Origin of the sequence: Paenibacillus sp. p3-SID867 (assembly GCF_025142895.1) — a bacterium.
In the GTDB taxonomy this organism is placed as follows: domain Bacteria; phylum Bacillota; class Bacilli; order Paenibacillales; family Paenibacillaceae; genus Paenibacillus_AQ.
On record NZ_JAMBDM010000001.1, the window covers coordinates 264,376 to 277,446 of the forward strand.

Sequence of the window (13,071 nt, forward strand, 5' to 3'; positions counted from 1 at the left end):
CCGTTTTTTCTTACTGTCATGCCCCGACTCTGCTATACGAATCCGCCGGAGCAGCACAAACGGATTCCGCTCGAAACCCGCGCCGTGTTGTCGAGCTTAGCTCCTTGCCCGCGCCTGTTGAAGCTCATCCAACACCTGGATGGATACCTGGCGGCTGCCGATATCCCCATGGAACACCTGGCCCTGCCTCTCGCCATGGTAATCGGATCCGGCGGTCACAATCAAACCGTATGCCTCGGCCATCTCCAAATACCGTTTCTCCTCTGCTGCCCCATGGTCCGAATGATAGACTTCAATCCCCTTGAAAGCAGCCTCTTCAATGACCGCTCTCACCAATGCATCATCGCCGTAGAGTCCAGGGTGCGCAAGCACCGGCACCCCCCCGGCTTCGCGTATCCATTCGCAGGCTTCCTTGGGATGAATCCGCGGCTGTGGCACATATGCAGCTGCGCCCTGTGCGAGATACCGATCGAAGGCATCCCTTAGATCGAGGGCATGACCCTTAAGAACCAGGGCATCCGCAATATGCGGGCGGCCGATGCTCTCATCGGGTTCCAGCGGCCGCCCCAAGCCTCTGATCACTTCCTCCATCGTCAGCTCGATGCCAAGCCCTCTCAGCTTCGCCATGATCTTCTCATTGCGCTCCACTCTCGTACGACGGAGCTCTGCCAGCCGCTCCAGAAACACGGGGTCCCGGTAATCTATGTAATAACCCAGGACGTGAATATCCGTCCCGCCTGCCATGGTGCTGATTTCTACGCCAGGGACCACGATCATGTTGAGGCTTTCTCCGGCTTGCAGTGCCTCCTCGACACCGGCCACCGTGTCATGGTCCGTTATAGCTAGAGCCCCAAGTCCCCGCTCGAAAGCAAGCTGCACGTTCTCCGAAGGTGTGTTCATCCCGTCCGAAGCCTGGGTGTGGGAATGGAGGTCGCAGCCTGTCCGATTCATCGATTTATCTATGTCAATCAATCCCCTTTCGTTGTAAGTTCGGGTGTGCTTTATGGCTGGTTTTGCTGACGTTCCTTTAAATAGGCCAAAAACGTCATCGCCGACATCGGCAGCAGCGCGGACCGCAACTGAATGGAATAAAAATTCCGTTTAAACGAGGCATCCGCAATATCAATCATTTTGACTAAACCGAGCGCGGTTTCATGCTTGACCGTTGAGGTCGACAGCATCGTGATGCCGAGCCCTTCCTCTACCGCCGATTTCACCGCTCCCGTGCTCCCAAGCTCCATGACCGTTTGGATGCTTTCGGGATCATACCCCCGCATAAGCAGCACATCCTCCATCACCTTCCGTGTGCCAGACCCCTTCTCGCGAAGCACAAACGGATACTTCAGCACATCCTCCAAATATATCGCATCTTTCCTTATTGCTAAAGGATGGCCGGAAGGAACGATCAGTTTCAACTCATCCTCCATGACCGAATCGAGGACCATATCCGGATGCTCCACAGGTGCCTCGATCAGCCCAAAATTCAGTTGATGGCCGGCGATTTCCTCGAGGATCTGCGTGGTGTTCATCACTTTCAGCATAATGGATATATCCGGATACTCCCGGCCGAAGGGCCCCAGCAATCGGGGCAGCACGTATTCCCCGATGGTCAGGCTTGCCCCCAACTGCAGCCTTCCCTGAAGTTTATTAGAGAAAGCCGCCATCGCCGCGTCCGTTTCCTGCGACAGCTCCAGGCTCTTCCGGGCAAAAGGAAGCAGCGTCCTCCCGGCCTCGGATAATTCCATGCGCTTGGTGGAACGAATGAGGAGCTTTGTCCCAAAATACTCCTCGAGCGATTGTACCTGCATCGTCACAGCCGGCTGGCTCATATGAAGCGCCTGGGCAGCAGCGGAAAAACTCCCGCGCTCTGCTACCGTGTAAAAAATATGTAGCTGATGAAAGTTCATAACATTGGTTCCCCTCTCGCTGCCGCTTTTGTATTTATCATTGTAACGGATCGCGGCGGAGCATACAAAAAAGACATCCGCGCTTACGCTCGCATGCCATATGAAAACTCTATTTCTTTATTTACGTTTACGGCTGTTCTTAATCAGTGTCATGCGACGTGAATGGCGAAGCCATGAGTAATAAGACTTCAGGTCTCGAAGCTCAATGGTTTCTGACATACGTCCCAAAAAAGTTACAATAATCATCCGATGCAGCGGGTTGCCAATCAGATCACGTTCATGCTCCAGCTCCGAGAACTCCGCCACTACAACCAGGTCGTCGTCAATCAGATAGACATCCTGCTCGTTGCGGTAATACGGCACGATCCGGTCCTGCTTCAGGCACTCCCACATCCAAGTCCCGATTTCCTCATGGGACGTGTCGTTACCTTGAACCCGGTCCGTATAACGGCTCTTCGCATGATTGGTAATGACGATGTCGGCGACCTTTTTATCATTTAACGTAATATAAAACGGCTCATAGGTGCTCCACCGCTCAGTCCCTTTGTCGCGCATGGAATATCACTCTCCACCAAATGGGTCTTTGTATCTATGTATATATACCCAACATATTACATCATTCCACTGGCATTCACAAGATTGAAACCTCGCTTCTTGTGAACAATCACCGAAAATTTAGAAATATCTCTAGTTGTATCCTGTGCGTTGAGGCGCAGACGCCCGAATGGAATGATGGGTTTGATTAAAATGTAAATTGTACCTTACTTATACTATTTTATCAAACAAGATTCCGAATTATGCCAATCTATCGTCATCAATCCCTAATAAACTTTATAAGACCATGCCAACGCTCCAATTTTATACTTTCCGATAGCTTAAAAAAAGCGGCCCTGAGGGGGCCGCTTTACACTCTTCTCGCTAACTTATGCGATTTGCGTTAGATTCTCGATCAGGACATCATGCTAAGGTCCGTAAAACTTCGCTTTATCCGGCCCTTTGCTGCTGTACTCCGTCTTAATCTCATTCCGGTAGGAGCGCTCGATCTTACGAACGTAGGACAATCTCCGGATGTTCTTCATTGTTTCCTCGGCGCGGTCAGCATTGACGTACATGACAACATAATGCATGCGGCGTGATATATAGTGCACACTGCCGTATTTCTCCAAATTCCTTGCTGCCTTCACATCGCTGACCCATATAATAAAACCGGTCCGTTCAGCCAACATCCTAAGCTCCTCGCCTCACTTTCGTCTCTATCTCTAGTCTATGCCTATTATCCGCACGAACAAGCTCCGCCGCTGCCGCACCCCTTCTTGGGAAGAGGATCGTTGCCCGGAACCTTGATGCTCTCCGAAACCGAAAAAGCAATCTTCTCCGACATCGAATGCAGCAGATCGTCCAGATTCTTCTCCGCCTGCTTGAACCGGGCTACAGGCTCGAAAGCCTCAAGCTCGGCTTCCACTGCGGCTACTTCATCCTTGGCCGAATGGTAGTTCGGGTGAAAGTGACCGAACCGCTGAGTCTCTTCAAACAGCTCTTTCTTGGACTCAAGCTTTTTGATCAAAGCCTGAATCATAGGATCACCCTCAACTGCCTGCTTCCAATATAGATAATCCGCCACTTCGACGGAAGCATTAATCATGTCGCCTATTTCGTAGGCATAGGTGAGCACCTCGGCCATATCGACCGTATTTATTTCCGATACGCTCATGAACTCATCCCGCTTTTCTATTAGTTTGGCCCACGCTTTGTTCGTGGACTCTTTCATCATAGCATAACGCTCGTATCTTAAGAAGGGGGAATTCATACGCTTTTACGGAATCACAAGCCGCATTTCCTTCCATTCCCCTTCGCCTAACTGCACCACGGTTTCCGTCATTTCGGAATCAGATTCGGAGTCCGGATCATATAACGCCCCCGAAATTTTCCATGGCTGCCGCTCGAGCTGGAATGGAATAAACTCCATCCGGCTGCCATCGACCGCAATCTCTAATTTAGCTGACAATTCAAGCGCCTGCTCCATCATTTGCTTGGCCGTCGAACCGTGATAAGAGCGCCAATCCCGTGTCCACATGATGGGAATCCGGTTCAAATCCGGAACGATTGACGTTATATCCGGAAGGCTGTGGTCCAATTCAAGAGCAAGCTCGCTGCGCGCAGGGCGAATCAAACTGCTGGATGGGCTGCCAGGATAACCCGGCATGACGTAACGGTTATCTTCTTCATCACAGGCCGCGGGTACCGCTTTATCTTTCGGAGCTGCGCCGATAAATCGTAAAAGCTCATCCTTACCCGTTCTTTCAAGCTCTTTGCCCCACTGATATAAGGCAGCCTGCACGTTCTCCGGAATTCCCGCCGCAGCATGCTCCGTAAAAAATGCCGTCATCGCTTCCAGACCCATTCCTGCTGTCGCTGCCTGAGCTACCGAATCCCTGGTCAGACGATAGACCGTCATTACGTCATCCGAGATGCGCTCCGTGCACAGGGCAGCCGTAAACTTGACCGTGTAAGACACGTCAGGCGGAATCAGTATGTCAAAATCCGGCTGGATAAACAGCCCCGAAGATCCGGTGTTAGACTGGCTGCTTCCACTCAGCAAGGAGCAGGGATCCATACGCCACCGGAACAGGAATTGGCCATCGTGATCCATGCCAAGATCGGTGTAACCGCAGCCGGTTAATAAACGGAGCCATGAAGCTGCGTCCTCCGCGGACAATTCCCTTCCGCTACTTGGCTCCAAGTTCTGGGGCTCCTCGCCATATGCCAATGTGTGCTGAGCATAGTACCACATCCCGCCGATCCGTGATGAGTGACAAATCCTCCATGTGAAATGCTGATACTCGGCCGAACTCGGAACATAGCGTTCCATCACGCGCAACAGAACCAATCGGTCCATCGCTTCGCGCGTGAGTGTAAGCCAGTGGCGCAATGCGGTCATGTTCAGTCTAAGCTCCCCTTGCTCCAGGGCGACCAGATCAAACGAAAACATCAAATCCAATACAACCGCAATATGTGGTGGGTAAACATCAGCGTGATCATATTGAAGTGCGAGCCCCTCAACATCGGATGGCGATAATCCCACCACGCTTCCCAGCTTCTGAATAAATTTTTTATGCAGAACCCCTTTAGCGGTCACAGCCACACGATTCTTGGCGACATATACGAGAACGTTGAACATATCGACTGCTATCCCGCTTCTTCCCTCCTGCTGGAGCTTCACGGCAGCTGCCGGAACGGAACCCGCCTCGAGATCGGCAAAGGCCTCCTGGAGAATCTGAAGCTTATCAAAAGGGATGAAATACAGCCTCTCGCCCCAGCCCTGCTTCACCGCATGAACCCATCGCTGCTGCCTCAAGGATAAGAAGGCGAGCTGCACTTCCACGCCGCTCAAGCGCCGAACGCGCAGCGAGCGAAGTTTGTCGTCATCAAATCGCTGCCCGGCAAAACGGCTCCAGATATGATGAAGGACCGACCGCTCCTTCGGAAGAAGCCGTTCTAAACATATGGCATCCGCCACGTCCTGCTGTTCCATCATCTCCACGAGGCCTCCTTCCCGTCAGGAATCTGCAGGCGATGCCTATGCCGCATCGATGCCAGGTCAAGGAAGGCCGGGGGGGGCGCTTGAAGCGCGTGATATTCATAACCCTGCTCAATCAGGAACAGCTGACGCCGGATCGCAAACATCTCCTCCCGGCTCTCCTCCGTTACCAATGCATAAAAATAAGCCCGGTTCTCCCCCTGCTTCGGCCGCAGCAAGCGTCCGAGACGCTGCGCCTCCTCCTGCCTAGAGCCGTAACTTCCCGATACCTCGATCGCCACGGAGGCATCAGGCAGGTCAACGGCGAAGTTAGCCACTTTCGAAACGACAAGTACACGGACGGTTCCTTCACGGAAAGCCTTATACCATTCATTGCGCTGATCCTGCGTCATCTGCCCCGTAATGAGAGGGGCCTGCAGCTCTTCGGCAATGGCATGAAGCTGATCCAGGTATTGCCCAATGATCAGCGTCTGTGCATCCTTGTGGAAATCCACGAGCTGCCGAATCACGCGAAGCTTGGACGGATTCTCGGCAGCCAGCCGATACTGATCCCTTTTGCCCGCCGTCTCGCAGGCTGCTCTGATCTCATCCGGCAGCGGCACCTTAATCTCCGTACAGTCCACCGAAGCAATCCAGCCCTGCTCCTCCAGCCTTTTCCACGGCATTTCATATCGTTTGGGGCCGATCAACGAGAACACGTCATGCTCCCTTCCATCCTCTCGAACCAAGGTGGCGGTCAGTCCAAGCCTGCGGGTCGCCTGAATATCAGCTGTCGCACGAAATACCGGTGCCGGAAGAAGATGGACCTCGTCATAGATGATTAAGCCCCAGCGACGTTCATTAAACAGCTTCATATGCTGCTGTTCATCCCCCTTGCCTTGTCGATGGGTCAGGATGTGATAGGTGGCGACCGTTACCGGCCTCACCTCTTTGCGCTGACCGGAGTATTCACCGATCTCCTCCGCGGTCAGCGAGGTTTTCTGCAGCAGTTCGGCGATCCACTGCCTTACAGACGTTGTGTTGGAGGTGAGGATCAGAGTCTCGCACTGCAGATCGCGCATCGCAGCGATGCCAATGACCGTTTTCCCGGCACCGCAAGGCAGGACAAGCACCCCGTTGCCGCCTTCACCGCCGACATCCCTGAAGGAATCGGCAGCCTTCCGCTGATAGTCGCGAAGCTGAAAGCGCTGATCGTTGGATCCGCCGTTGGAGTCTTCAGGACCCCCACTGTCCGATTTTTCACCACGCCAAAGAATGTTCAGATATTGCCCGTCCATATATCCCGCGTGGTCCAGCACAGGATAGCCGAGCCGGGTCAGCTCCTGCTTCAATAGGCCACGTCGGTCTGAAGGCACTTCTGCTTCCGTCGGCGAAATCAATCGAACGCCGATTTCCTTCAGGGAGCGATGGGACATCAGCTCCTGCATCAAGGCTTCCTCATGACTAGATAGCAGCAATGAACGGTCAAGCGTGGGATGCGGGAGCAGCGAGAGCTGTCCGTAACGCCCAACGAGCTGGCGAACCTCTTCGAGCAGAGCTGCCGGCACATCCCATCGTGACAGCGACCGAAGGCTCGAACAAATCGACTCAGCCGTCATTCCTCCGGCAGCGGCGTTCCATAAGGATAACGGGGTGAGGCGATATGTATGAAAAGACGTAGGACTTTTGATCAAATCCGCATACTGGGCCAGTTGTACGCGTGCGGCCTCAGCATCCGCATGAGCGGTTTCAAGCAATATGGTTCGATCCCGCTGGACGATGCATGGCTTGTTATGCACCCTATTCCCTCCTCGTAACGTTTGGTCATCCAAAAAAAAAGAAGCCCACATCCATGTCCATGGATCTGAACTTCCCCTATGATCTATAGGATTTCCAAATTACGAGCGTTCATGCGCGATGTTTGCGATTTTCTTAAAGTCTAGCCCCCGTTCTGATAGCTCGACACCATCTCGACCAGCAGCTTCGCCCCATAACGCATGGCATCTTCATCAAAGTCGAACATCGGATGGTGGTGCGGATAGATTGCCGCCTTATCCGGGTTACCGGCTCCAACGAAAATGAAGCAGCCTGGAATTTCCTTCAAGTAGTATGCAAAATCCTCTGCCGGCATCAGTTTGGGTGACTCCTTGACCTGATCCGCTTCGAATACCTTAGGGGCCGTACGGAAGAAGCGAGCGGTTTCGGTCTCATCATTCACCAAGGGTGGATAACCGACGAGATATCGAACCGCTGCTTTCGTGCCGTAGGTTTCCGAAACCGTCCGGGTCATATGCTCGATCCGCTCCCGTATTAGCGTCCGGGTAGGTTCGTCAAAGGTGCGTACCGTTCCCGTGATCCGGCAAGAGGAAGCAATGACGTTTTGCGCCGTTCCGGCTTGCATCGTTCCTACCGTAACCACGGCAGGCTGCAGCGGATCTACCGTGCGGCTTACAATGGTTTGAAGCTGCATGACCAGCGCTGCTCCCGCTACCAGGGCATCGGCTGTCACATGCGGCATACCGCCGTGTCCCCCGCGCCCCGTAATATCAATGAAAAACTCATCCGCTGCAGCCATCAGCGGACCTGGCGCGCTCGCTGCGGTTCCTACTGGAAACGGCGTCCATAAGTGGAGACCATAGACAACGTCGGCTCCGTCTAGCGCTCCATCCTTGATCATCTCTACCGCACCGCCGGGGCAGACTTCCTCCGCCGGTTGAAACATGAAACGAATCTCGCCCTGAACTTCTTCCGGGTACGTGCTGTAGTAAGCCGCAGCCCCCAGCAGCATGGAGGCATGCCCGTCATGCCCGCAAGCATGCATCACTCCTTGCACCCGCGATTTGTACTCGCAGCTCTTGCCGTCTTCAATCGGCAGCGCATCCATGTCGGAGCGCAGCACAACGGTCTTGCCGGGTTTATCTCCTCTGAGAATTCCTATCACTCCATGACCGCCCACGCCTGTCTTGACCTCCAGACCAAGCTCCTGCAGCCGGGTTGCTATAAATGTCGAAGTTTCCTTCTCCTGGAACGAAAGTTCCGGGTGCATATGTAAATGACGCCGCCATTCCACCATCCGTGGATACCATTGTTCCCAAAATGCTTCCTTCATCAAGTTCCATCATCCTTCCCCGCTATATGCGGCTCAATCGATCGCAAGAAATCCGTGAAGCTTGCTCAGCAGCAGCCCGTGCCCAACCATGGCATCCATTCGGCCGCTTTCCTTCATCTTGCGATACACATCCCTGAGCGGGACCCACATAGCTCTAACATCTTCGTCCTCATCTTGATTCGACTCGTGGCTAACGGACACCTTCAAATCGTCGGTGAAATAATAATGAACGTTCCGGTTGGCCAGAGAAGCCATCGGATAAGCGCTGCCCATGTAGGACAAGTCCTTGCACAGCACACCTGCCTCTTCCTCAAGCTCCCGCTTCACGGCAAGCTTCCGTTCCTCACCGGGTCTCACCGTTCCGCCAGGAAGCTCCCAAGTGATCTCATCCACCGCTTCCCGGTGCTGGCATACCAAGAGCAGACATCCTTGATAAACGGCCACAACCGCTGCCGATTCCGGAATCCGGTCGATCACGACAATTTCCTTCTGCCCGTTCTCTTCCACTACATAATAATCCGTGCGGTAAACGACGCGGTTCATCGGCCATATCCACCCTTCGCTTGAATTGAAGTCCTATGAATATATAACCACCGGAATGGAAAGCGTACATTTCACAGCGTTTTCACTTGCTTTTATTTTAGCAGAAAAGAAGAATGCCTGTCGTTATCAAAAACTCATCTGGATAAAAGGTCTCAATTGAAGCGTGACGGGCGGTACAGGCTTGCACAAGTTCCTGAAACATACTATCATATTAAAGAACTTTGCAAGGACTATTAAGGGGGTTACGACCACATGATTTTCGAAAATACAGGCTTGGACGGATTGCACAGCGATTTAGCTTACCTCGATGAATGTGCCGAGAAAGTAGGCTTCATTCGTTGGCAGTGGGAATACTACCGCGCTACATATGACTTGAAAATCGAAGATAAAAAAAATCAGGCTGAATACTTCCTGCGCATTAACACCCGCGCTGTTGAAGGCAAGCTGGAAAAACCGGACACCATCCTCAAAATCGAAGCGGTATACCTGGGCAAAACCACGTTCCCGCACGGTCTCGAGTATGAATCCATGGCTCCACAGCCCGTTATGAATGTGGCCACCAAGAAGCTTCAAGAGCTCAAAGCTCTTCTGGAAGCGTAAGGTCGAACATTATGAATACGACCAAACCTCAGCCGAAGAGAGGGACGCCTGATTTTCAACTGCTGATCCTTACCTTGCTGTTGGTGGGATTCGGACTGATCATGGTGTTCAGTTCCAGCTCCAGCTTGGCCGTTTTCAATGAAAAATTCAATAACGATCCGCTGCATTTTACGAAGCGGCAAGTCGCGTTTGCCGTCCTTGGCACATTGGTTATGTTTGTTGCCATGAACATCAACTATAAAAAGTACAAGAAGCTATTCATACCGGTGTTTTTTCTAACCTTAATGCTGCTGATTCTTGTGGTGATCATCGGTTCCGCAACCAACGGAGCCACAAGCTGGTTTAACCTGGGGAAATTCGGCATCCAGCCGACCGAACTGGCCAAAATAGCGACCATTGTCTATCTGGCAGCGTTGATCACCAAAAAAGGGGAACGAATCCGTCAATGGAAGGGCGGTTTCTTCCCCGTACTAATTATTGTAGGGATCGTAGCGGGACTGATCATGCTTCAGCCGGACCTGGGCTCCTGTTTCATCCTCGTGGCTACCAGCGGGTTGCTGATCTATGCCGGCGGCGCCAGCCTCAAGCATATCCTCGGATGTATCTCGCTTGTTGCGCTTGGCCTGGTGCTCACACTGGGCGTCGGATCGCTCTTTAACTCCGGCGGAGATCAGGAAGAGGCTTCCAAGAACTATAAGATGGGCCGGATCGAGGCTTTCATGGACCCGTTCCACGATGAGTCGGACACGGGCTACAATTTGGTTCAATCGCTGATCGCCATCGGCCAGGGCGGTGTCACCGGAGCCGGTTACGGGGAAAGCGTGCAGAAGCTGCATTACCTGCCGAATCCTTATAACGACTTTATCTTTTCGGTCATCGGCGAAGAATTCGGTTTTATCGGAACCGCGATATTCCTCCTGCTCTACTTATATTTTATCCTGCGAGGGATCATTGTTTCGCTTCGCTGCTCGGATCCCTTCGGTACCTTGACCGGCGTCGGCATCATGGGACTGATCGCCATCCAGGCCTTCATCAATATCGGCGGGGTGACCAATACCATCCCGATAACGGGCGTTACCCTCCCGTTCATCAGTTATGGCGGATCCTCGCTGCTGGTCATGATGCTGAGTATGGGAATCGTGCTTAGCATATCCAGGGACAGCAACCGTCCGATGAAAGAGGAGCAGGTTAAATCCGTAATTAAAAAAGACTACCGGGCAACCCGGTAGTCTTTTTTTTCGATTTTTTTCATAATTAGCGGGGCACGATCCCCTAGGGTTCGTCTTATTTGGCTCGAAGCTGAATATCGTCGATTTCATCGTCTTTAAACGCTACGCCTTCGACCTTCACGTTGACCTCAACCACACGAAGCCCTGTCATGCTCTCGACAGCTTCGCGGACATTCTGTTGAAGCATGCGGCACACTTCATGTATTGGTGTCTCATAGAGCACGATAATCCGCAGGTCGATCGCCGCTTCCAGCTGACCTACTTCCACGGTAACACCTTTTTGCACATTTTTGCCGCTCAGTCTCTTAGCCCAGCCCTCGGACAATCCACCGGACATGGCTGCAATACCTGGGGTTTCCAAGGCAGCCAATCCGGCAATTTTCGAGACGACATCATCCGATATTCGAATCAAACCGTTATCCAGTTGAAGTTGTTCCGTCATGCCATATCCTCCTTCACCTCATTATCCGTTATTGTAAATCGTAACGGACCCAAAAAGCAAATGCTCCCTTCAGAAAACAAGGATAATTTTTCGAAAAATTTGGGTATATTGTAGAAAGCGATGCGAGAATCGTCGTTTCCAATCGCAAGAACTCATCAGTACATAAACCATAAGGTAGGTGTCGGTTATGAAAAAATGGCTAAATCCCGCGCTTCTCATCTTCACTTTTTTACTCAGCGCGCTGGGACACTTTGCGAACTGGAACTTCACGCTCCAATTCATTTTGTCTTCGATCTCGGTTATTTTTGTCGCCGGTTTTCTAGGCAAAGCAACCGAAAGCGTTGCGCATTACGCGGGTCAACGACTCGGGGGATTCCTCAACGCTACCTTCGGTAACGCGGCAGAGCTGATCATCGCCATCCTGCTGATCAAGGAAGGCTTGTACGATATGGTGAAGGCAAGCATCACCGGCTCCATTATCGGCAACTTGCTGCTCGTTCTCGGGCTCAGCCTGTTTGCCGGGGGCCTCAAGTTTAAAATCCAGAAATACAATGTCACGCTGGCAGGTCTGAACGGATCCCTGATGACGCTGGCCATTATCGCGCTGTTCATCCCTGCGGTCTTTCTGAATACCCACTCCATAACGGAGGGTGAGACCAAGACGCTCAGCCTCATTGTAGCGGGAATTCTTATCGTGTCCTACATCGCATGGCTTGGATTCTCAATGATTACTCACAAAAATTATTTGGCGGATGTCAGCGACGATCACGACCAGGATGCACTGCCGCACGAGCACGGCCCCACCTGGTCCAAGAAACGCTCGATTCTGTATCTTGTCGTCGCCACCGTCATGGTCGCGTTTGTCAGCGAATGGCTTGTCGGGGTCCTTGAGCCTATCAGTCACGAGTATGGCCTCAGCGAGCTGTTTATCGGGGCCTTCCTGGTAGCGATTATCGGTAACGCCGCCGAACACAGTGCAGCCATCATGCTGGCGATGAAGAACAAAATCGGCGCCGCCGTTGAAATTGCCGTTGGCAGCAGCCTGCAGATCGCCCTGTTCGTCGCTCCCGTGCTTGTGTTCATCAGCTTCTTTCTCGGAGATACGATGGATCTCGTGTTCACCACGCTGGAGCTGGTCGCCATCGGCGTCGCCGTATTCATTGCCAGATCCATCACGCAGGACGGTGCTTCCAACTGGTATGAAGGCCTTCTGCTGCTCGCCGTATACGTCATACTGGGCGTCTCGTTCTTCCTCGTCTAAGCTTAGGAACGGTCCGCCCGCACAGCTGCATTCATCGAACGCGTGCCATCCTATCCACAAGAAAAAAACGCATGCCGCCTGAGTGCGACATGCGTTTCTCTATGTATGCGCCTGTACGAGTACAGGCTATTTGGATTGATTCATGGCTTCGTACAGGACCGCCAGATTGCGTTCAAGCTTGCTGATCAGCTGCTTTCCCGTACTTTCCGGAAGAAGCCCGGCCCGCACCGCGAAATCAACCTCTTTTGAAAAACCGTACATTTGGGTATCCAGCACTTCCTCATAGAGAGGGCAATAACGGGTCGCCAGATTCTCCATCTGTACTTCAATAAGCTTTAGGATTTTATCTGCATCTTCATGAAGAAGACTGATCGCTTTGAGATTCAGCTGTTCCTGTAAATCAGATGAAGTCATGATCTTCCCCCCTATGTCAAAAATCACAGCACAGTTACTATCTTTAATA

At 52.4% G+C, this 13,071-nt stretch carries 14 protein-coding genes; 3 read left to right on the forward strand and 11 right to left on the reverse strand.

All coding sequences use genetic code 11. The features are described from left to right. Nucleotides 1–96: 96 nt before the first annotated feature. From M4D81_RS01275 to M4D81_RS01315, 9 genes are all read right to left on the reverse strand, one after another. Nucleotides 97–951: a PHP domain-containing protein gene (locus M4D81_RS01275; RefSeq protein ID WP_162487680.1), complete on the reverse strand. Its 855-nt coding sequence runs from the start codon at nt 949–951 to the stop codon at nt 97–99. A gap of 50 nt (nt 952–1,001) precedes the next feature. Then, nucleotides 1,002–1,907, reverse strand: coding sequence for a selenium metabolism-associated LysR family transcriptional regulator (locus M4D81_RS01280; RefSeq protein WP_260064161.1), 906 nt, complete (start codon nt 1,905–1,907; stop codon nt 1,002–1,004). Between the two features lie 117 nt (nt 1,908–2,024). After that, nucleotides 2,025–2,462: a hypothetical protein gene (locus M4D81_RS01285; protein ID WP_071223691.1), complete on the reverse strand. Its 438-nt coding sequence runs from the start codon at nt 2,460–2,462 to the stop codon at nt 2,025–2,027. A gap of 407 nt (nt 2,463–2,869) precedes the next feature. Next, a complete protein-coding gene (locus M4D81_RS01290; RefSeq protein WP_006209210.1) occupies nt 2,870–3,133 on the reverse strand; it encodes a YlbG family protein in 264 nt (87 codons plus the stop codon). A gap of 47 nt (nt 3,134–3,180) precedes the next feature. Next, complete coding sequence (locus tag M4D81_RS01295; protein WP_071223946.1) at nt 3,181–3,618, reverse strand: YlbF/YmcA family competence regulator; 438 nt, start codon at nt 3,616–3,618, stop codon at nt 3,181–3,183. Between the two features lie 102 nt (nt 3,619–3,720). Further along, nucleotides 3,721–5,442, reverse strand: a complete 1,722-nt coding sequence (locus M4D81_RS01300) for a helicase-associated domain-containing protein (RefSeq protein ID WP_260064162.1) — start codon at nt 5,440–5,442, stop codon at nt 3,721–3,723. Further along, the gene (locus tag M4D81_RS01305) at nt 5,439–7,223 is read right to left on the reverse strand and encodes a DNA repair helicase XPB (protein WP_260064163.1); all 1,785 of its coding nucleotides are present in this window, start codon (nt 7,221–7,223) and stop codon (nt 5,439–5,441) included. Before M4D81_RS01305 ends, M4D81_RS01300 begins: the two co-directional genes overlap by 4 nt. Before the next feature lie 140 nt (nt 7,224–7,363). Next, entirely contained in the window at nt 7,364–8,533 is a 1,170-nt protein-coding gene (locus M4D81_RS01310; protein WP_260064165.1) for a M20 family metallopeptidase, read from the reverse strand. A 33-nt stretch (nt 8,534–8,566) separates the two neighbouring features. Further along, nucleotides 8,567–9,076: an NUDIX hydrolase gene (locus tag M4D81_RS01315; protein WP_260064166.1), complete on the reverse strand. Its 510-nt coding sequence runs from the start codon at nt 9,074–9,076 to the stop codon at nt 8,567–8,569. A 252-nt stretch (nt 9,077–9,328) separates the two neighbouring features. Here M4D81_RS01315 and M4D81_RS01320 point away from each other — a divergent pair, with 252 nt between their 5' ends. After that, a complete protein-coding gene (locus M4D81_RS01320; protein ID WP_260064168.1) occupies nt 9,329–9,676 on the forward strand; it encodes a YugN-like family protein in 348 nt (115 codons plus the stop codon). A gap of 11 nt (nt 9,677–9,687) precedes the next feature. Further along, complete coding sequence (ftsW, locus tag M4D81_RS01325) at nt 9,688–10,905, forward strand: putative lipid II flippase FtsW (RefSeq protein ID WP_071223686.1); 1,218 nt, start codon at nt 9,688–9,690, stop codon at nt 10,903–10,905. A 55-nt stretch (nt 10,906–10,960) separates the two neighbouring features. Here the strand turns inward: ftsW and M4D81_RS01330 are convergent, their stop codons facing one another. Beyond that, complete coding sequence (locus tag M4D81_RS01330) at nt 10,961–11,347, reverse strand: Asp23/Gls24 family envelope stress response protein (protein WP_009589611.1); 387 nt, start codon at nt 11,345–11,347, stop codon at nt 10,961–10,963. Nucleotides 11,348–11,534: 187 nt separating this feature from the next. Here M4D81_RS01330 and cax point away from each other — a divergent pair, with 187 nt between their 5' ends. Next, nucleotides 11,535–12,608, forward strand: a complete 1,074-nt coding sequence (gene cax / locus M4D81_RS01335) for a calcium/proton exchanger (RefSeq protein WP_071223685.1) — start codon at nt 11,535–11,537, stop codon at nt 12,606–12,608. Nucleotides 12,609–12,734: 126 nt separating this feature from the next. On the opposite strand, the gene M4D81_RS01340 is transcribed toward cax, so the two are convergent. Continuing rightward, on the reverse strand, nt 12,735–13,022 hold the full coding sequence (locus tag M4D81_RS01340; RefSeq protein ID WP_009589686.1) for an Fpa/YlaN family protein: 288 nt from the start codon (nt 13,020–13,022) through the stop codon (nt 12,735–12,737). Nucleotides 13,023–13,071: the final 49 nt, after the last annotated feature.

Bases quoted from the DNA above. Each gene is read 5' to 3' on its own strand.
- M4D81_RS01280 (WP_260064161.1), bottom strand. From the start codon at position 1,907: ATGAACTTTCATCAGCTACATATTTTTTACACGGTAGCAGAGCGCGGG.
- cax (WP_071223685.1), top strand. From the start codon at position 11,535: ATGAAAAAATGGCTAAATCCCGCGCTTCTCATCTTCACTTTTTTACTC.
- M4D81_RS01285 (WP_071223691.1), bottom strand. From the start codon at position 2,462: ATGCGCGACAAAGGGACTGAGCGGTGGAGCACCTATGAGCCGTTTTAT.
- M4D81_RS01320 (WP_260064168.1), top strand. From the start codon at position 9,329: ATGATTTTCGAAAATACAGGCTTGGACGGATTGCACAGCGATTTAGCT.
- M4D81_RS01275 (WP_162487680.1), bottom strand. From the start codon at position 951: ATGAATCGGACAGGCTGCGACCTCCATTCCCACACCCAGGCTTCGGAC.
- M4D81_RS01290 (WP_006209210.1), bottom strand. From the start codon at position 3,133: ATGTTGGCTGAACGGACCGGTTTTATTATATGGGTCAGCGATGTGAAG.
- M4D81_RS01340 (WP_009589686.1), bottom strand. From the start codon at position 13,022: ATGACTTCATCTGATTTACAGGAACAGCTGAATCTCAAAGCGATCAGT.
- M4D81_RS01300 (WP_260064162.1), bottom strand. From the start codon at position 5,442: ATGATGGAACAGCAGGACGTGGCGGATGCCATATGTTTAGAACGGCTT.
- M4D81_RS01315 (WP_260064166.1), bottom strand. From the start codon at position 9,076: ATGAACCGCGTCGTTTACCGCACGGATTATTATGTAGTGGAAGAGAAC.
- ftsW (WP_071223686.1), top strand. From the start codon at position 9,688: ATGAATACGACCAAACCTCAGCCGAAGAGAGGGACGCCTGATTTTCAA.
- M4D81_RS01295 (WP_071223946.1), bottom strand. From the start codon at position 3,618: ATGAGCGTATCGGAAATAAATACGGTCGATATGGCCGAGGTGCTCACC.
- M4D81_RS01310 (WP_260064165.1), bottom strand. From the start codon at position 8,533: ATGAAGGAAGCATTTTGGGAACAATGGTATCCACGGATGGTGGAATGG.
- M4D81_RS01330 (WP_009589611.1), bottom strand. From the start codon at position 11,347: ATGACGGAACAACTTCAACTGGATAACGGTTTGATTCGAATATCGGAT.